Raw genomic sequence first — 19133 nt, 5'->3', positions numbered from 1 at the left:
AAATTGTCCCAGCCTCATCTTTTTTTGTTTGCCGCTCTCTAGCGGATTGGAGGTTTTTTTTTGAAATACTTGACTACGATCCTTTTAACTTTCATGTCACTAGGGGGCTGGATGTTGAAAAGGGCATTTGAAAATAATATTTCTTACATAAATATTGAGCCGGATCACTATAAGGCAGAAAAAGATTTTTCGATTTTTTTCATCTCGGATATTCATCGCAGAAACTTATATCTTAATTGGGTGAAATCAATTCCTTCAGCTGATGCAGTAATTATTGGAGGAGACTTAATGGAAAAAGGAGTGCCATATTCAAGAGTAGAACGAAACATTCAAATACTCTCTGAAATAGGGCCTGTTTATTTTGTTTACGGCAATAACGACGAAGAGGTTGATCTGAAAAAGCTGAATCACCTGTTGCGAAGAAATAATGTCACGATCCTCGAGAATGAAGTAAGAAAAATAGAAATAGAAAAAGATCACTCTATATGGATTGCGGGAGTTGGGGATATCAGTTATAAAAAAGATGATTTGCAAGAAGCTCTGCAGGCAGTCAATACAACGGATCCCGTCATTTTAGTCAGTCATGAACCCGGTATTATGCATAAACTTTCCAAATCAAAAAAGAAAGTCGACTTGGTTCTGAGCGGGCATACACACGGAGGGCAAGTTCGTTTTTTTGGAGCAGGCCCATATGAGCCTGGATCTCTTAAAAAAATAAATGAGACTTATCAGCTCATCAGTAACGGGTTTGGCACGACATTGCTTCCTTTGCGTCTTGGTGCTAAATCAGAAACACATTATATTTCTCTAAAAAGATAAAGATAATCGTTGTATAAAACCTATACAAAGTTTACACAAAGACAATTGAGAGATATAATTTGTAGAAAGGATTGCGAGCCGCAGGAGGACAAGTAATATGAGTGAAGAAGGAAAGTATAATATTAAAGCTGTCTCCACAATGGTCGGCATACAGCCAGGCACGATGCGGGCATGGGAAAGAAGATACAATTTAATTGAGCCTGTTCGAAATGAATCAGGCCACAGACTATATACAGACGAACATGTAAAAAAACTCAAGTGGCTTGTAAACAAAATTAATACAGGTCTTACTATTAGTCAAGCTGTCATCATGCTTGAAAAGCAGGATTTTTCTGAGCAAAAGGAACCCACCGAAGGACCCAAAGACCGTATTCAAATTTTTCAGGATGATCTGGTTGAGGCATTGCTAAATTTTGAAGAAAATAAATCACATGAGCTAATAAACCAGGCTTTCTCACTTTATACAATTGATAAAGTCTTAATCGACATTTTGGGTACCGTCCTGATCAGGATTGGTGAGCTTTGGGAAATCGGCCAGATTACAACAGCTCATGAACACTTTGCCACTTCTATCTTACGTTCAAGGATTGGCATACTAATGCATTCATTTCCTCACAATGGACTTTTGCCAAAGGTCGTGGCAGTGTGTGCACCTGGAGAATGGCATGAGCTTGGTTTGTTAATTTTCACTTTATATGTTCGAAGGAAAGGCTTCGAAGTGGTTTATCTCGGAGCCAGCATTAAAGAGGGAGACCTAGATGTTGTTCTTGAGACAGTAGATCCTAAGTTTCTATTTCTTTCATGCACGTTAAAAGAAAATGTGACGAAAACATTAGAATTAATTGATCGGCTTTCTATCCAGTACCCTGAGCTTTTCGTAGGGGTTGGAGGGCACGCTGTTAATTGCCTCAATGATAAAGATCAAGAAATTTACCATTATCATCTCGTAGGCAGGTCTAAGGAAGAATGGGACAACTGGCTTTCGTTGAAAATATAAATTTATGCACGAGTATCTCTTATTAGAAGGATGGGGACTTGGTAGAAATGGAAGAACATTTAAATCAAGATGATTGAAAACCCCATTTAAATCCCCTATCATAAACAATGATACGGGATTTTTATCGTACTAGAACGGACCATGAGCAGGAGTGACGCATGATGGAGCATAGAGATGTCATTGTTGTCGGAGGAGGCCCATGCGGTCTGGCCACTTCGATTGCATTGCAAAAAAGGGGAATCGATGCGCTGGTGATCGAAAAGGGAAATATAGTTAACACGATCTTTCATTACCCAACCCACCAAACTTTTTTTTCATCCAGTGAAAAGCTGGCAATAGGTGAAGTGCCATTTATAATTGAAGATCATAAACCTAAAAGAAATCAGGCTCTTGTTTACTACAGAGAAGTTGTAAAACAAATGAGCCTTTCTATTAATCGTTTTGAAGAAGTGAGATCGATTAAAAAGACAAACGGCATCTTTTCAGTTACTACATCAAAACAGTCTTACACAGCTAACCATATTGTCATTGCCACTGGATATTATGATCACCCTAATGAACTTAAAATTCCAGGGGCTAAGCTGCCTAAGGTACACCATTATTTTAAAGAAGCACATCCGTTTTTTGATACAGACGTAGCGATCATTGGAGGGAAAAACTCCGCCGTAGATGCAGCAATCGAACTTGAAAAAGCAGGGGCAAGAGTTTCCGTTTTTTATAGAGGAAGCAATTATTCGCCAAGCATCAAGCCATGGATCCTACCGCAATTTGAGGGTCTTGTAAAAACTCAATCCATTAAGATGCATTTTGATGCAGCTGTCACGAATATTACACCAAAGGCAGTAGATTATTCTATAAATAGCGAAATGCACACGATAAAAAACGATTTTGTATTTGCTATGATCGGTTATCACCCAGACCATGCCTTCTTAAAAAAAATTGGCGTACGTATAGATGAATACTCAGGGAGGCCGATTTATCATCCTGAAACGATGGAGACGAACATCGAAGGCATATATATTGCGGGGGTCATTGCTGCAGGAAATAATGCAAATGAAATTTTTATTGAAAACGGCCGCTTTCACGGTGAACAAATTGCGAATGCAATTGAGGAAAAAAATTAATCTAGAATCAGCTGAAACAATCCACTTAAAAAATAAAGAATGTCTTACTGAAAATTTATTTTCTGAAGACATTCTTTATTTTTTTTAGTTTTTTTCCTTGTGCCACCCTTGGAAGTGTGTAAAATAAGGGCTCCCATTATGACGTTGTTATTGAAACATTTTGGATATAAATTGATGATCGTTTGATTGTGCTAAACCTATCATTAATTTAATACGAGCTTTTTGTCCGTTCAGTCCATTTGAAAAAATAACACCCATTTCTCTCAGGTGTCTGCCTCCGCCTTCATAGCCATATACATCTTGTGCAATTCCGTTAAAGCATCTGGAAACCAGGACAATCGGGATATTTTTTTTGATTAAACTTTGAATCCCTTCAACGGTTCCCGGTGGCAGATTCCCTTGTCCAAGTGCTTCAATGACTACCCCGTCAAATCCCAGATCCGCTAAGCTTGTAAAAAGTCTTGAATCCATTCCGGCATATGCCTTTAAGATAGCGACTTTTTTCGAGGGCTCCTGTAGAGCATATTTAAGATCTAATTTTGGGGTGTGGTGAAAAACAACACCGCCCTTTGTTACGATACCTATAGGACCATATTGAGGGCTCTGAAAGGTAGATACATTGCTTGCATGTGTTTTTGTCACATTGACGGCTGTGTGAATTTCGTCATTCAATACGACCAGAACACCTTTCCCATATGCCTCATCACAGCAAGCAGTTCGAACAGAACTGATTAAATTATAAAGGCCGTCAGATCCAATCTCATTTGACGACCTCATGGCTCCCGTCAAAACTACAGGAATAGAGAGTCTCAAGGTTAAATCAAGAAAATAAGCTGTCTCTTCCAACGTATCGGTGCCGTGTGTAATGACCACACCCTCTATTCCTGATTCAAGATAATATTTTTCAATAAGTTTTTTTATCTGCAGCATATGATCAGGCGTAATATGCGGAGAAGGAAGTGTAAAAGGCGTCTCTACGATCATATGAGCATAGTCACTCACCTGAGCGGATTGTTCCGCTATTGGATTGTCTTCCCCTGGTAAAACGGCGCCAGATTGATCCTGAGCCATTGCTATGGTCCCGCCTGTATGAATAAGTAAAATAAGTTTTTTTGTCATTTGCTATCCCTCCGAGCATTTTTCACTATGTAAAACAAGTCTTCTACATGATACGATGAGTAAAACAGATTGAAAAGAGGCATTTTTATGTTTGCCATCATCTCAGCCGCGATCGCTCCTGGTCTGGCTCTTTTAAGTTATTTTTATTTAAGAGACCAATATGATATCGAGCCAGTCCGAACCGTGTTTCGTGCTTTTATTTTAGGCATCGCTATTACGTTTCCGATTATGTTCGTCCAGTATGTACTTGAAACAGAGCAGGTTTTTTCATCTGCTTTCCTCAGATCCGTTCTATCCTATGGGTTACTGGAGGAATTTTTTAAATGGTTTATCTTATATTTTTTCATCTTTCACCTTATTGAATTTGACGAGCCGTATGATGGTATTGTGTATGGAGCGGCTGTATCTTTGGGTTTTGCTACCCTGGAAAATGTCCTTTTTCTTGCTGTGAATGGACTTGAAACAGCCTTTGGCAGGGCTTTGCTCCCTGTGTCAAGCCATGCACTGTTTGGAGTAGTGATGGGGTATTATGTAGGCAAAGCTAAATTTTCTCTCCCTGCTGTAAGAAAAAACCTGTTATTTTTATCGATTGTCATCCCAGTGGCGTTACATAGTTTTTACGATTTTATTTTATTAAGCTTCCACAACTGGATCTATTTTATTATTCCATTCATGCTCTTTTTATGGTGGCTGGGTCTTTGGAAAGTTAAGAAAGCTCACATTTTGACACATCAGCACCATAATCAATTTAAAACATAAAGCCATCGCCTTTTACCTAAAGGCGATGGCTTTTTTTGTTTTATGTATAGCATGCAAACGAATCGTTTAAACTACCTTTGATCAATTACTCTTTTAGAACGGAGGCAGTTTATGAAACGGTGGGGAATAATATTTGTATGTTTAGTTGTCCTTCAGGGAGTTTACCTGACAACATATAGTGATGCGTTTAGCGGACAAACGATTCAGCGCGGAGCATTTGGAGATGATGTCATTGAACTTCAATCAAGACTTCAATATATAGGCTACTATGAAGGACAAATCGATGGTGATTTCGGCTGGGGGACCTATTGGGCATTACGAAACTTCCAACAGGATTATGGTCTGGATATAGATGGTCTTGCAGGAGAGACCACACGAACGAAACTTGTAAATAACACGGACTACGATGATAATTATGTGCGTTCAAATATCGAAAAAGGAAATCGCTTTACATACTATGGCGGTGTTCCACTCGATCAGCAAGTAACAAAAGAAAAATCAGCTCCGAAAAAAGCGCCAAAATATCCATCCGGTTACTCTGAAAATGACATTCAATTAATGGCAAATGCAGTTTATGGGGAAGCAAGGGGAGAACCATACATTGGTCAGGTAGCCGTAGCTGCCGTTATTTTAAACCGGATTGAAGATGAGGCTTTTCCTAATACTGCCTCAGGGGTTATTTTTGAACCATTAGCCTTTACAGCTGTAGCAGATGGTCAAATCTGGCTTGAACCGAATGAACAAGCTAAAGAGGCTGTAATTGATGCGATTAATGGATGGGATCCATCTGAAAATGCATTGTACTATTTTAATCCTGATACGGCGACAAGCAACTGGATTTGGTCAAGACCACAAATTAAAAAAATAGGTGAACATATTTTCTGCCTATAACAGAGGGAGTGAACGACAATGATGAAAAAAACAATACTCTTTTCACTGCTTTTCATCGGTATCTTCTCTGCTGTCACATGGGGAGCGTATCAAAAGCAGGAAAAAGAAGTTCTGAAAAGCCATATGGAAAATGAATATCAAAGAGCTTTTCATGAAATAAATTATCAAATGGACCTGCTTCATGATCAAATAGGATCTGCACTTGCGATGAATGCAGGAAAGAACCTTACACCTGCTCTTACAGAAGTTTGGAGGCTTACGTCTTTAATTCATTCAGATATCGGTCATCTTCCTTTAGGACTGCTGCCGTTTAATGAAATGGAAGGTTTTCTTACCAATATCGGAAACTTTAGTTATCAGACGGCTGTGAGGGATTTAAACTCCTCTCCCATGACTGATGATGAGTATGAAAAACTTGAAACATTATACTCACAGTCTGAACAGCTGCAAAATGAATTGAGAGGAATTCAGGAAAAAGTGCTGGCTGATAATTTAGAATGGCTGGAATTAGAAAGTCTTCTGGCTACAGGAGATCACATAAAAAATAATTCAGTTATTGATGGATTCAGAAAAGTGGACAAGTCAGTTAAAGGATATGCCATTGAAACATTTGTGATGACAGAGCAGGAAACTGCTGAAATTAGAAGAAAACAATTATCTCATATTGATGGTAAGGAACTCACAGAACAAGAAGCTGTAAAAAAAGTTAAAGATTTTACTGGGGTAAATAAAGATCAGAAAATGCAAGTATCAAAAAGTTTAGATGGAGCAAATTACCCGTTTTATTCGCTATCATGGGAATCAGAAGACGGGAATCAATCGAATATGGATGTGACCGTAAAAGGCGGGTATCCGTTATACTTTCTGAATAATCGTAAGGTAGGAGAAGAAACCGTAAGTTTATATGATGCAGGAGAAAAAGCAGCTGAATTTCTAGAAAAACAAGGGTTTGATGATGTCGTTCTTGAAAACAGCCGGCAGGACAATGGGATAGCCATGCTTACGTTCATCCGTTTAATTGAGCCGCAAAATGTATATGTGAATTCTGATTCTATTCACATAAAAGTGGCGTTAGATGATGGAGAAGTGATCGGATTTTTAGGCATGGATTATCTTCAAAATGGTGAAGATCGGGATGTAGGCGAGCCTAGTCTGTCAGAAGAAGAAGCCATAGAACTGCTTCATTCTAAATTCTCTGTAGAGGAGTCGAGACTTGCCATAATCAGAGATGAGATGGGTGACGAGGTCCTATGCCGTGAGTTCATAGGTACACTTGGAGAAGACACATATCGGATTTTCATTAATGGAGAAACTGGACAGGAAGAAAAAGTCGAAAAACTTTAAGTTCTATAACCAACAGAAAAAAATATTGGAAATGCTTTCAAAACGTGGCATAATAGAGTCAAAATTGTAAGAACACGAATGGAAGTGCTGATATATGCTGAATATTGGAATGACACTGACACTGGAACCTGTAAACAATCAAGCAAATGAAAAATTTAAGAGCAGGATTGTAGAAATGTCTGACAAGCTTATTTATATTGATTATCCAATAAATATTGCAAACGATAAAACAACTTTTCTCGTTAACGGTACTCGACTTAACGTCGCATTTACTCAAAGTGACCGCGAATCATACTCCTTTCAGACAGAAGTGAAGGGAAGAGAAAAAGGTGTAATCCCCATGGTTGCTCTTTCTTTCCCTGAAGCAGAAAACATATTTAAAATTCAGCGAAGGAAATATGTCCGCGTGGAAGCAGCTTTAGATGTAGCAGTAAAAAAGGATGGACAAACCTTTCATTTTGTTAGTGATGACCTGAGCGCGGGGGGTGTTTCATTTATCCTCAACAAGTCTGCAGAATTTCAAAATGGAGAAGAGATGGACCTATTTATTGTGCTTCCAATGAAAAGCGGAGAAAATCAATATGTAAAACTCAAGGGTAAATTTGTCAGAACGAAAAACAGGAACGGTGCTCAAATTGCTTCTGTTCATTTTATTGAGCCGACAGATATTCAGCAGCAGCAAATAATGCGGTATTCTTTTGAACGGCAACTTTCAATGAAACAAAAAGAACGTGTATTGTAAAGAGGCTTGTTCATTTCAGCCCAATTAACCTGGGTCTAAACGTGTCGGGGTATTGAAAATGCAAACTGATACGTTAAAGAATAGAAGAGGTCGGGAAAAATGAACTGCCCCCTGTCAAGTAGACAGTGGGAATAATAAAAATGATTTAAGCGGCTTTAGCTCTATATTCCATAGGGCTAAGGCCGTTTAGTCGTTTTTGATATCTTTCATGATTATAAAAATAGATGTAGTAAGTTCCTCGTATGTCTGATATGTATGTAAATAATATTTCTCACATTTTAGCTTGCCAAAAAAAAGACTCTATTGGCGCATTATAAATACACCGTCCAACCCGTGACATACTCTGTGTCATACCTGCCGCATCGACCATATGTTCGAATTCTTTAGAGGTGTATTGGAAAACCCACGACACTATGGATGAGAGGCTGTTCTCCATTCAGTTGTAAGATGGCCTGATCGACTGTCTTGGACACGAGAGAGTAGTTGTTTGAGTGCCCCAGGACATAGTAGCTGATGATGGATCCATCATAAAGGTCACGAATCTCACTTAAATAGGCCTTTTTTGATGAACCATACTTAAATTCTGTCACGTCCGTTACCCATTTTTCATTCGGTTTTTCGGCTCTGAATTCACAAATTAATATGTTTTCGGCTATACGTTGAACGGAAGAGGGTTTATATTGCTTCTTTTTAACACGAATGACAGAGCTCGAGCCAGCCACTTTCATCAACCGATAGATTCTCTTATGATTCAACTTCTCTTCAAACTTTCTATTCATGTGAAGGGTCATCTGACGATAACGGAACGATTCATCCACTTTTTTATGGAGTACTTTCATCTCTTTAATGATTTCTTTGTTCTGTTTTTCTCTGGGTGAAGGCGTGCGGTTCATCCACTTATAGTAGGCAGATCGTGCAATACCGGCAATGTCACAGAGTAAGTAAATACTTAGCTCTTCCTCCTGATTTAGCTCTTGAATCGCGATATACTTATCTTCAAATCGGATTTGGTTTATTCTCGCCTCCTTTCGATTTCCTCTAACTTTTTTAAAAATAAATTCTTTGCACGTAACCGATCATTTTCTCTTTCTAACTTCTTCATTTGAAGGTTTACTTTCTCTTCTGGTGTGAGTTCCTCTTCTTCTTTCTTATATCCACGTCGATCCTTCAACGCTTTCTCTCCGCCGTTCTCATATTTCTTCACCCATTGATAGACTTGTTGATAAGAAACCTGATGAGAGGTAGCTGCTTTCTGATAATTTTTCTGTTCTTCAAGCAATCAAGCACAACTTGTATACGTTCATCCCAAGTCGTTTTTCTCGCTTTCGTCATAGAGCCCTTCCAAGTGGCCGATCGTCGCAACCCTTCTGAACCATATCTTTCATAGTTTCACCCATGTTCTTAGTGAAGGCTCAGTAATGTTGAATTGTAAACAAAATTCTTTCACAGTACACTCTCTATTTTTATAGGCTAACAAAATGTCAGTTTTAAACTCATTAGAATACCGATTATTAGACATAAAAAAACTCCCCTTTAGGTAAACAGATTTTTTTATTTAATCTGTCTACCTAAAGGGGAGCATATCAAACTCTAAAAAGTTTAAAAACGAGGTAGTATTTAGACAATAGTAAGAGGTGAACGGAGCGGAAGGTGGCTACTCCTGCTGAATTTGACGGTTGCATGAGACCCCGCAAGGTGAGCATGCTGACAAATTCGAAACCCTTAACTCGCAGTAATTTTACAATTTTAGTCTAGCTATGTATCAACAATGATAGAACAGGTTTAGCAATTGTCTGGACCTGTTTTTAAGATATTTTTAAGAATTTCATCCATTCATTTTAAGTTCCGTTTGTCACAATACAGAAAGAAGGGGGACGAACCTAATGAAAACAGTAGTAGAGATTATAAACGTGAAAAAAAGAATAGGTAAAAAAGAAGTTATTCATGGAATTAGCACAAAGCTTTTTCCAGGAGAGGTTTTCGGTTTTCTTGGACCGAATGGCGCGGGTAAAACGACAATGATCAGAATGATGGTTGGGCTGACGAAGGTGTCAGAAGGACAAATTCTGATTAATGGACATTGCATTACAACTGACTTTGAGAAAGCGGTGCGTCATGTTGGAGGAATCATCGAAAACCCGGAAATGTATAAGCATTTAACCGGTTACGAGAATCTTCGGCAGTATGAGCGGCTTTTTCCCGAAAAGTTGCCGGAAGACAGAGTTAATGAAGTTATAAAGCTTGTGGGTCTTGAAAAAAGAATTCATGAAAAGGTTAAAAATTATTCACTTGGTATGAGACAGCGTCTCGGTATTGCGCAGGCGCTTCTGCATAAGCCTTCCCTTCTCATTTTGGATGAACCGACAAATGGGTTGGATCCGGCCGGCATCAGGGAAATCAGACAATATATCAGACGTATCGCAAAGGAGGAGCAGATGGCTGTATTTGTTTCAAGTCATTTACTCTCTGAAATGCAGCTGATGTGCGATAAAATCGGTATTATTCAGAACGGGAACCTCATTAGGGTTGAGAAGACGGAAACACTTATCCATTCCAGAACACAAGAGGTGTTCATTGATGCTTCTCCGATAGAAAAAGTACAAGAGCTACTTAATAATTACAGTTGCGGGAAAACAGACGAAGGAATTATTGTGCGTGCGGAAAAAGAGGAATTGCCTGAACTGATCCATCAATTATCAAGACATCAGGTTAAAGTTTATGAATTCACACCATTAAGAAAAACACTAGAAGATTCATTTCTTCAGATGACAGAGGAGGATCAGCATGTATACACTCAGAATGCTTCAAAATGAATGGATAAAATTAATTAAAAAACCTTCTTCTTTGATGATGGGCATCATCCTGATTGCGCTTGTAGCAGCTTTAGCAGGGGGTACTGCTTATTTTGCAGAGGATACAACATTCTGGGGATTCACCAGAAATGCTTCAACGCTTTATGCGGTGACAATTCTCTTTTCAATTATTGCTGCGGGAAGTTCAGTTGCCTCTGAATTTTCAAATGGAACGATTAAACTTCTCCTGATTAGACCTGTCAGAAGAGGGAGAATTCTAATTGCGAAGTTTTTAGTCGTCTTTCTTTACGGTGTAATGCTGCTTTTAATATTGGCAGCTGCCTCTATACTGATAGGCGGAATTTTCTTTGGATTTGAATCGATTTATATTAATGACGTGAATAGGCTTTATGACCTTGCTGAGACCTATCTTCTTTACTCAGGTGAACTGATGACCTATGCTGCCATGGCTTTTATGATCTCGACAGTGTTCAGAAGCAGTTCTCTGGCAATTGGACTGTCTATCTTTCTGATGTTCACCGGACCTCAAATGACAATGCTTGCAGGACGTTATGAATGGGCAAAATATATTATATTTGCTAATACGAACCTAACGCAGTTTAAAGAAGGTACGGTGTTGTTTGAGGAAACGACCCTTGGATTCTCACTGACTGTGCTTGCAGTTTATCTAATCATTTTTGCGGTTGTTTCCTGGCAGGTGTTTCAGCGGCGTGATGTTGCCGTATAATAGAAACAATTTATTAAGGGTGTGTAATCAATGAGCGAAACGATACTGATGATTGAAGATGAAGCGGAAATTGCAGAACTGGTAAGAGACTATTTAGAAACAGAAGGGTTTAATGTGGTCATCGCTTCTGATGGGAAAGAGGGACTTGAACAATTTCACCGGGTAGCGCCATCCCTGGTAATTTTGGATTTGATGCTTCCTGAAATTGATGGGATGGAAGTGTGCCGAAGTATCCGGAGCGCATCGACTGTTCCCGTGCTAATGATGACAGCTAAGCGCAGTGAAACCGATAAAATTATCGGTCTTGGCATCGGGGCAGATGATTATATTACAAAACCATTCAGTCCCGGTGAACTTACTGCGAGAGTAAAAGCTCATCTCAGACGCACCCGTTATTTCTCAGCACAACAGGAACAGGGAGTGCTTAGGTATGGGAAACTGAGTCTTGATGAAAAAAAGATAAACGCTCGGCTTTCAGAACGTGATCTGCTTTTATCTGCGAAGGAATTTCAGATTCTTTATGTACTCGCCCGGCGCCCAGGCCAGGTTTATTCAAAAGAACAATTGTTCAATGAAGTGTGGGGATACGATCATCTTGGCGATTTCAATTCATTGAACGTTTATATCCGGAAGCTGCGTGAAAAAATTGAGACCGATCCTTCTAAGCCTGAATGGATTCAAACTGTTTGGGGTGTTGGCTATAAATTTAATGGAGACTGGAAATGATGGCGACACTGAAAGTAAAAATGATAATTGCATTAATCTCTGTCATCGTCATCCCACTGGCTGTCACTGCTGTTTCACTTGCTTTATTATCTCAAAATATTGAACGGATTAGTAGTGAAATAGACGATTCACATAAACAAACAACTGAGGAAATACAATTACTGTTTCAGGAGCTGCCACCTGTGACCAGTGATGGGTTTGATCAACGGATGGATGATATTTCAGCATCATACCAAGCAGCCTTGCAAGTCTTTTATCAGGGAGAGCCGATCTATGGGGAAGAAGAACTAAACACCTCACCTAATGGACTAAGATTTAATTATGCCACGATCTCGATTGAAGGAGAAACATCCGCTGGCGAACAGGTACAGGCTGAATTATCCTTAAAGTCAAGTGAACTTGAATCTAGAATCATTAAGTATATTCTAATCAGTATTGGCAGTGGAGTTCTGGCGCTGCTTTTAACAATTGGCATATGGGTATGGCTATTGTCCAGGTCAGTGATTACTCCACTAAAAGCAGTCTATGAAGCAAGCGAAGAAGCGAGAAAAGGGAACCTCGACTACCCTGTGCCAAACGGTAAAAAGGACGAGGTTGGACGTTTTATCAGCTCTTTTAATCTCATGAGACAGGAAATTAAAGACTCTTTCGCAAAAAAGCAGGCTTATGAACGCAGCAGGCAGGAGCTTATTGCAGGTATCTCGCATGATCTCAGAACACCGTTATCCTCAATTCAAGGCTACGTGGAAGGCCTGCGCGACGGTGTTGTAAAGTCAGAGGAAAGACAGCACCAATACTTGAATATTATTCATAAGAAAACATTACAGGTGGACCGTCTTATTGAGGATCTGTTTGACCTAACGAAACTTGAACTAAAAAAGCTGCCGATCGACCAGCAGCGGATATCCAGCAGCTCTTTCACTGAAGACATGATAGAAGCAATCAGTCCTGCTGATCATGATAACAAGATACTAACCATAGGCGACATGGCCCCATCTGTTACGCTTTTCATAGATCCAGTCAGAATGCAGCAAGTAATGACCAATCTTGTGGATAATGCATTCAGATATGGTGAAAATCACGTAGTAGTAAGTACAAGACTCATAAAAAACCAATGGTATATGGATATTTCAGATAATGGACTTGGAATGCACGAAGAAATGCTAGAGAAGATTTTCACTCCGTTCTACCGTGCGGATTATGCGAGAAATGATGGAGGTAGCGGTCTCGGGCTATCAATCGCAAAATCAATAGTTGAAGCGCACGGTGGAGCTCTCACAGTCAGCAGTGAGAAAGGGGAAGGCACTACATTTACGGTTAGTCTTCCTGTTAAGAGAAAAGATAACAATATTTCTTAAATAATTTACTATAATAAAAGGCGTTTCTTAACCATTTGAAGTTAGATCCTCAAGCATTGGGATCATGGAAATGTGACGGTCGGAGATGTTCGAACTTTCTTTCATTAAAAAGCAGAATAGAAACATATATGAACAACATTACTTTCTAGTCATGCAATCATTAAAGGCTCTAGTTTATTTCTTTGATGAAGCTATTACTTTCATTAATGAATTATAATATAACATCAACAATAACATATATGTCATTATTGATGATAATCAGTGCTCTCGCAGAGCCTGAGGAGGTCTCAAGCGTCAGTTCCTGCAGAAAGCGTCCGCCTGAAGCGCAGAGAACCGGTTTGAAGAGGTTGAGACACTTTTGTCCCAGCCTCTTCTTTTTTGTAATTAACTGTATTATCTCAAAGGATTTTATGAAAAAATCGAGATGGTGTAAGCAATTAGCGTGAATTTAGACTTTAGAAAGGATATGATAAGACATAACTCACCCAAAACGCGAATTATGGTACAATACCTTTGAATATGGAAATGAAGGAGAATGTTTGGTGAAAGAGAAAAGAAGTAAGATAAGGATTGCCCTTGATGGTCCGGCAGCTGCGGGGAAAAGCACAATTGCAAAAGTGCTGGCAGAAGAGCTTGGTTTTATTTATATCGATACGGGTGCGATGTACCGAACCCTGACATATAAAGCTATTCAACTCAAAATAGATGTGGAAAATGAGAAGGAATTAAGCAATCTTTTGTTGAATACACTTATAGAGCTTATTCCAGGAGCAAAGGGACAAAGAGTGTTTCTTGACGGGCAGGAAGTTACGGAGAAGATTCGTTCTAATGAAGTAACCAGCCAAGTTTCAATGGTAGCAAAACATAAGACAGTGCGCGATGAAATGGTGAAACGACAGCAAAAACTTGTTGAAGATGGCGGAATCGTCATGGATGGCAGGGACATCGGCACCCACGTCATTCCAGATGCTGAAATAAAAGTATTCATGCTAGCAAGCGTGGAGGAACGCGCTCGAAGACGTTTTGAAGATCATAAAAAACAAGGAATTAAATCAAGTCTTGAAACGCTTCAAAAAGAAATAGAAGAACGGGACTTTTTGGATTCAACCAGAGCAGCATCTCCTTTACAAAAGGCAGAAGATGCAGTAGAACTGGATACAACTTCGATGAATATTGAAGAGGTAGTGAAAACGATATTACATCTGGTGGATACACGCGGAGGTTCAGTATGAATTTATACCATTTTGCAAGATCATTGGTAAAAACGGTTTTGACACCTATTTACCGATTTAAAATAATTGGAAGAGAGAATTTCCCGAAAGAGGGCGGGGTGCTTTTATGTGCCAATCATATTAAGCTTCTTGATCCTCCTGTAGTTGGCGTAACTGCCCCGAGACCTGTTTCCTTTATGGCAAAGGAAGAACTGTTTCGAATGCCGATACTAAAAAAACTTCTTCCCAACTTAAGGGCGTTTCCTGTAAAGCGCGGCATGAGCGATCGGGAGGCTTTACGTAAAGGCTTATCAATTTTAAAAGAAAATAATGTTATTGGACTGTTCCCAGAGGGTACACGTAGTGTAGACGGAGAATTAAAAAAGGGACTAGCAGGCGCAGGTTTCTTTGCCCTCCGTTCTCAAGCCGCAGTGGTGCCATGTGCTATTATTGGTCCTTACAAAAAGTTTAAAAGATTAAAAGTTGTCTACGGCAAACCCATTCCTATGGAAGAATTAAGAGGCCGCAGAGCGTCTGCAGAAGAAGCAACTGAAGTAATTATGGGTCATATTCAACAGCTTATCGACAATCATCGCTAAAAGTTCTCGCTTGACAAACTGATCAGTTTATTAGAAGTTAGTAGTATATTCTGAATTTTAATTATAATGTGATTTTATTCACATTTAATATTATTTCAGTAGTCATGGATTAAGGAGGAGTACATATGGCAGAAGACATGAATCATATCGAAGTAAACTCTCTCGAGGTGGGAGACCGTGTGACCGGTACCGTAACGAAAGTGGAGGAAAAGCAGGTTCTTGTTGATGTCAAGGACAGTAAAGTGGATGGGATTATTCCGATCAGTGAACTGTCGAGCCTCCATGTAGAAAAAGCTTCCGATGTAGTGAAAGAAGGAGACGACCTGGATTTGGTCGTAACAAAAGTAGAGGAAGAACTGCTTGTTCTTTCTAAAAGAAAAGTTGAAGCTGAGAAAGCCTGGGACGAAATGAAACGGCGCTTTGAGGCTGAAGAAGTTTTTAATGCCGAAGTCAAAGACGTGGTTAAAGGCGGACTTGTAGTAGACCTTGGTGTCAGAGGGTTCGTGCCTGCTTCTTTGGTTGAGGATTACTATGTTGAAGATTTTGAAAATTACAGAGGCAGTAATCTTGCTTTTAAAATCGTTGAGCTTGATGAAGAAAAGAACCGTCTTATCCTCTCCCATCGCGCTGTAGTGGAAGGGGAAAAAGCTGAAAAGAAAAAAGCACTGCTTGAAAACATAAAATCCGGTGATGTTCTGGACGGCACTGTACAACGGATTACCGATTTTGGTGCATTTGTTGATATAGGCGGAGTAGACGGCCTTGTTCACATTTCTCAGCTCTCTCATCAGCATGTAGAGAAACCTTCGGATGTTGTGGAAGAAGGGCAAGAGGTTCAGGTTAAGGTGCTTTCGGTGGATCGGGACAACGAACGTATTTCTCTATCCATTAAAGAAACATTGCCAGGACCATGGTCCGATCTTGAAGGAAAAGCTCCTAAAGGGTCAACCTTAGAAGGGAAAGTTCGCAGATTGGTTTCCTACGGTGCTTTTGTAGAGGTTTTCCCAGGTGTGGAAGGTCTTGTTCATATCTCGCAAATTTCCCATCAGCATATAGGCACGCCTCATGAAGTCCTTGATGAAGGTCAGGACGTTAAAGTGAAGGTGCTCGATGTGAATGTGAGTGATCAGCGATTATCACTTTCAATCAAAGAACTTGAAGAAAATAAAAATGAGTATAAAAAAGAACAATCATATGACATGCCAGAAGAATCTAAAGGTTTTCAGCTGGGAGAAATGATTGGGGATAAATTAAAAGACTTAAAAAATAATTCATAATAAAGGTGAGAAATTGTGAGCAGAGCAGGGAGAAAAATCGATCATATCAACTATGCGCTATCAACAGCTTCTGCAAACGGAGCAGGATTTGAGGATGTGAAATTCGTTCATCAAAGCCTTCCGGATTGTGCAATAGACAACATCTCACTTCAAACTAAGATTGGCGAGCTTATTTTAAGTTCGCCTTTTTTTATTAATGCAATGACTGGTGGAGGCGGAGATAAGACAAAAACTCTTAATGAGGGACTTGCTATTGCGGCACGAGAGACCGGCTTGATGTTATCTGTAGGGTCTCAAATGGCTGCATTGAAAGATTCGACTGAAAGAGAAACGTATTCTATAACCAGAAAAGTGAATCCAGAGGGCATGATTATTGGAAATTTAGGAAGCGAGGCAACGCTTGATCAAGCAAAATATGCAGTTGATATGATTGAAGCCAACGCGCTGCAAATCCATTTAAATGTCGTACAGGAACTGGCAATGCCAGAAGGTGACCGGTCTTTCGCTGGGGCATTAAACCGCATAGAGTCGATTGTAAATGGTCTGCAAGTCCCGGTTATTGTCAAGGAAACCGGTTTTGGGATGAGCAAAGAAACTGCCAATAAATTAAAAGCTGCTGGTGTATCAATTATTGATGTAGGCGGTTATGGAGGTACCAATTTTTCGAAGATAGAAAATCATCGTCAGGATAGACAGCTGGCATTCTTTAACGATTGGGGAATACCAACCGTTCCATCTATTGTGGAAACAAGCAGTACCTTTCCTTCTATCATTGCCTCAGGTGGAATCAGCCAGAGTATTGACGTGATAAAGTCATTAAGCCTTGGGGCTTGTGCGGCGGGAATTGCAGGAACGTTTTTACGGATCTTAATTGAACACGGACCTGAGGGGCTTATTGAAGAAATTAATGCGATGAAAATGGAACAAACAATGATTATGACGGCTCTTGGTGCCAAAAATATAGTGGATCTCAGGAAGCTTCCGATTATACTAAGCGGTCCAACCTATCATTGGCTTCATATGCGCGGCCTTGAACCTGATAAATTTGCGCGCAGATCAGACTGCTGATACGCTTATGTGTGCTTTTAAGCATGCATAAGCGCTTTTTTATGGCTAATGCTTGATTAAAGTCTTTATTCAAGAATGGACTCGGGAAATCCGATTGTTTTTATCCTGATTTATTGGTACAATTATGCGAGTCATTTTAGAAAAGGCAGAACCAACTTGCTGTCTTTTTACGGTAGTGTTATGTGGAAACGAACGGTTTGATATACTATAGATAAGTTGGATAAAAGAAAGGGTGAACGTCATGGCAAAGCCGGTCGTTGCAATAGTAGGTCGTCCAAATGTTGGGAAGTCCACTATTTTTAACAGGATTGTAGGAGAAAGAATCTCCATTGTAGAAGATATACCCGGAATTACACGGGATCGAATTTATAGTTCTGCAGAATGGTTAACTCATGATTTTAATATTATAGACACAGGCGGAATTGAAATTGGTGATGAACCGTTTCTTGAACAAATCCGTCAACAAGCTGAAATTGCTATTGATGAAGCGGATGTTATTATTTTCATGACAAATGGACGTGAGGGAGTTACTTCTGCAGATGAGCAGGTTGCAAAAATTTTGTTTCGCTCAAGCAAGCCAGTAGTTTTGGCTGTAAATAAGGTAGATAACCCGGAAATGCAAGACCAGATTTATGATTTTTATTCGCTTGGATTCGGAGAGCCGTTTCCCATATCCGGTTCTCACGGTCTTGGTTTAGGTGACATGCTTGATGCGGTAGCAGCTGGTTTTAAACCACAGGATGAAATCAAGTATGGAGAAGAAGTAATTAAGTTCTCCCTAATTGGTAGACCTAACGTTGGAAAATCATCTCTCGTTAATTCTCTGCTTGGTGAAGAACGGGTCATTGTATCTGATATAGCAGGCACAACTCGTGATGCCATTGACTCGCCATATAAGTATGATGGGCAGGAATATGTAATTATTGACACAGCTGGTATGAGAAAAAAAGGAAAAGTTTATGAAACAACTGAGAAATACAGTGTTTTAAGAGCACTTAGAGCAATAGAACGCTCGGACGTCGTACTCGTCGTTTTGGATGCAGAAGAAGGCATCATCGAGCAGGACAAAAAAATTGCAGGTTACGCACATGATGCAGGACGAGCAGTTATTATTGTCGTAAACAAATGGGATGCCGTTCAAAAAGATGAAAAAACAATGGATCGATTTGAAAAAAATATCCGTGACCATTTTCAGTTTTTAGATTATGCGCCGGTTGTTTTTCTATCTGCAATAACGAAGAAACGTATTCACACCCTGCTGCCCGTAATTAATATGGCTAGTGAAAACCATGCGATGCGTGTTCAATCCAGCGTGTTAAATGAAGTGATAATGGATGCCGTTGCAATGAACCCGACGCCAACCCACCATGGAAAACGCCTGAAAATATTCTACGCGACTCAAGTTGCAGTAAAACCGCCTACATTTGTGATTTTTGTCAACGAGCCGGAACTGATGCATTTCTCTTATGAGCGATTCTTGGAAAATCGTATTCGTGAAGCCTTTGGATTTGAAGGAACACCAATCCGTTTAATTTCAAGAGCCAGAAATTAATTTAGCT

Annotated in this window: 21 protein-coding genes; 16 read left to right on the top strand and 5 right to left on the bottom strand. The window is 39.7% G+C overall.

Annotated elements, in window-relative coordinates; genetic code table 11:
• Positions 1 to 114: 114 nt before the first annotated feature.
• The 3 genes from KR50_RS10745 to KR50_RS10735 all read left to right on the top strand — a co-directional run bounded on the left by KR50_RS10745 (position 115) and on the right by KR50_RS10735 (position 2940).
• Positions 115 to 819, top strand: a complete 705-nt coding sequence (locus KR50_RS10745; RefSeq protein ID WP_052476969.1) for a metallophosphoesterase — start codon at positions 115 to 117, stop codon at positions 817 to 819.
• Positions 820 to 916: 97 nt separating this feature from the next.
• The gene (locus KR50_RS10740; RefSeq protein WP_041058056.1) at positions 917 to 1816 is read left to right on the top strand and encodes a MerR family transcriptional regulator; all 900 of its coding nucleotides are present in this window, start codon (positions 917 to 919) and stop codon (positions 1814 to 1816) included.
• Between the two features lie 161 nt (positions 1817 to 1977).
• Complete coding sequence (locus KR50_RS10735; RefSeq protein WP_041058055.1) at positions 1978 to 2940, top strand: YpdA family putative bacillithiol disulfide reductase; 963 nt, start codon at positions 1978 to 1980, stop codon at positions 2938 to 2940.
• Positions 2941 to 3087: 147 nt separating this feature from the next.
• Here the strand turns inward: KR50_RS10735 and KR50_RS10730 are convergent, their stop codons facing one another.
• Positions 3088 to 4059, bottom strand: coding sequence for an asparaginase (locus KR50_RS10730; protein WP_041058053.1), 972 nt, complete (start codon positions 4057 to 4059; stop codon positions 3088 to 3090).
• A gap of 87 nt (positions 4060 to 4146) precedes the next feature.
• On the opposite strand from KR50_RS10730, the gene prsW reads away from it, so the two are divergent.
• From prsW to KR50_RS10710, 4 genes are all read left to right on the top strand, one after another.
• Positions 4147 to 4818 (top strand): glutamic-type intramembrane protease PrsW, encoded by a 672-nt coding sequence (gene prsW / locus KR50_RS10725; protein ID WP_041058052.1) that lies wholly within the window; start codon positions 4147 to 4149, stop codon positions 4816 to 4818.
• A 111-nt stretch (positions 4819 to 4929) separates the two neighbouring features.
• Complete coding sequence (sleB, locus tag KR50_RS10720) at positions 4930 to 5709, top strand: spore cortex-lytic enzyme (RefSeq protein ID WP_041058050.1); 780 nt, start codon at positions 4930 to 4932, stop codon at positions 5707 to 5709.
• An 18-nt stretch (positions 5710 to 5727) separates the two neighbouring features.
• The gene (gene ypeB / locus KR50_RS10715) at positions 5728 to 7053 is read left to right on the top strand and encodes a germination protein YpeB (protein WP_084215559.1); all 1326 of its coding nucleotides are present in this window, start codon (positions 5728 to 5730) and stop codon (positions 7051 to 7053) included.
• 94 nt (positions 7054 to 7147) lie between these two features.
• Positions 7148 to 7795 carry a flagellar brake protein gene (locus tag KR50_RS10710; RefSeq protein ID WP_041058048.1) on the top strand — a complete coding sequence of 216 codons (648 nt, stop codon included), beginning with the start codon at positions 7148 to 7150 and terminating at the stop codon, positions 7793 to 7795.
• 145 nt (positions 7796 to 7940) lie between these two features.
• Here KR50_RS10710 and KR50_RS18905 read toward each other — a convergent pair whose 3' ends face one another.
• The 4 genes from KR50_RS18905 to KR50_RS18515 form a co-directional block, all read right to left on the bottom strand.
• On the bottom strand, positions 7941 to 8021 hold the full coding sequence (locus KR50_RS18905; RefSeq protein ID WP_408606152.1) for an IS3 family transposase: 81 nt from the start codon (positions 8019 to 8021) through the stop codon (positions 7941 to 7943).
• 157 nt (positions 8022 to 8178) lie between these two features.
• Positions 8179 to 8688 carry an IS3 family transposase gene (locus tag KR50_RS10705; RefSeq protein WP_084215558.1) on the bottom strand — a complete coding sequence of 170 codons (510 nt, stop codon included), beginning with the start codon at positions 8686 to 8688 and terminating at the stop codon, positions 8179 to 8181.
• 119 nt (positions 8689 to 8807) lie between these two features.
• Complete coding sequence (locus KR50_RS17970; protein WP_052476967.1) at positions 8808 to 9074, bottom strand: helix-turn-helix domain-containing protein; 267 nt, start codon at positions 9072 to 9074, stop codon at positions 8808 to 8810.
• Positions 9075 to 9176: 102 nt separating this feature from the next.
• A complete protein-coding gene (locus tag KR50_RS18515) occupies positions 9177 to 9314 on the bottom strand; it encodes a transposase (protein ID WP_156969502.1) in 138 nt (45 codons plus the stop codon).
• Between the two features lie 364 nt (positions 9315 to 9678).
• Here KR50_RS18515 and KR50_RS10695 point away from each other — a divergent pair, with 364 nt between their 5' ends.
• The 9 genes from KR50_RS10695 to der all read left to right on the top strand — a co-directional run bounded on the left by KR50_RS10695 (position 9679) and on the right by der (position 19126).
• Positions 9679 to 10608, top strand: coding sequence for an ABC transporter ATP-binding protein (locus tag KR50_RS10695; RefSeq protein ID WP_041058046.1), 930 nt, complete (start codon positions 9679 to 9681; stop codon positions 10606 to 10608).
• Complete coding sequence (locus KR50_RS10690) at positions 10580 to 11335, top strand: ABC transporter permease (RefSeq protein WP_041058044.1); 756 nt, start codon at positions 10580 to 10582, stop codon at positions 11333 to 11335. The genes KR50_RS10695 and KR50_RS10690 overlap by 29 nt, the downstream gene beginning before the upstream one ends.
• A gap of 30 nt (positions 11336 to 11365) precedes the next feature.
• Entirely contained in the window at positions 11366 to 12061 is a 696-nt protein-coding gene (locus tag KR50_RS10685; RefSeq protein ID WP_041058042.1) for a response regulator transcription factor, read from the top strand.
• Positions 12061 to 13419 (top strand): sensor histidine kinase, encoded by a 1359-nt coding sequence (locus tag KR50_RS10680; protein WP_198134242.1) that lies wholly within the window; start codon positions 12061 to 12063, stop codon positions 13417 to 13419. The genes KR50_RS10685 and KR50_RS10680 overlap by 1 nt, the downstream gene beginning before the upstream one ends.
• Positions 13420 to 13961: 542 nt before the next feature.
• Entirely contained in the window at positions 13962 to 14651 is a 690-nt protein-coding gene (gene cmk, locus KR50_RS10675) for a (d)CMP kinase (RefSeq protein WP_041058038.1), read from the top strand.
• Positions 14648 to 15229 carry a lysophospholipid acyltransferase family protein gene (locus KR50_RS10670; RefSeq protein WP_041058037.1) on the top strand — a complete coding sequence of 194 codons (582 nt, stop codon included), beginning with the start codon at positions 14648 to 14650 and terminating at the stop codon, positions 15227 to 15229. Before cmk ends, KR50_RS10670 begins: the two co-directional genes overlap by 4 nt.
• 125 nt (positions 15230 to 15354) lie before the next feature.
• Positions 15355 to 16506, top strand: coding sequence for a 30S ribosomal protein S1 (gene rpsA / locus KR50_RS10665; protein WP_041058035.1), 1152 nt, complete (start codon positions 15355 to 15357; stop codon positions 16504 to 16506).
• A 15-nt stretch (positions 16507 to 16521) separates the two neighbouring features.
• On the top strand, positions 16522 to 17574 hold the full coding sequence (fni, locus tag KR50_RS10660) for a type 2 isopentenyl-diphosphate Delta-isomerase (protein ID WP_041058033.1): 1053 nt from the start codon (positions 16522 to 16524) through the stop codon (positions 17572 to 17574).
• A 241-nt stretch (positions 17575 to 17815) separates the two neighbouring features.
• Positions 17816 to 19126: a ribosome biogenesis GTPase Der gene (der, locus tag KR50_RS10655; protein WP_041058031.1), complete on the top strand. Its 1311-nt coding sequence runs from the start codon at positions 17816 to 17818 to the stop codon at positions 19124 to 19126.
• Positions 19127 to 19133 lie beyond the last annotated feature (7 nt).

This window comes from Jeotgalibacillus campisalis (assembly GCF_000829515.1).
GTDB classification, from domain to species: Bacteria; Bacillota; Bacilli; order Bacillales; family Jeotgalibacillaceae; genus Jeotgalibacillus; species Jeotgalibacillus campisalis.
Note: the sequence above shows the minus strand (reverse complement) of the source record. Positions and strands in the feature narration are given on the sequence as shown.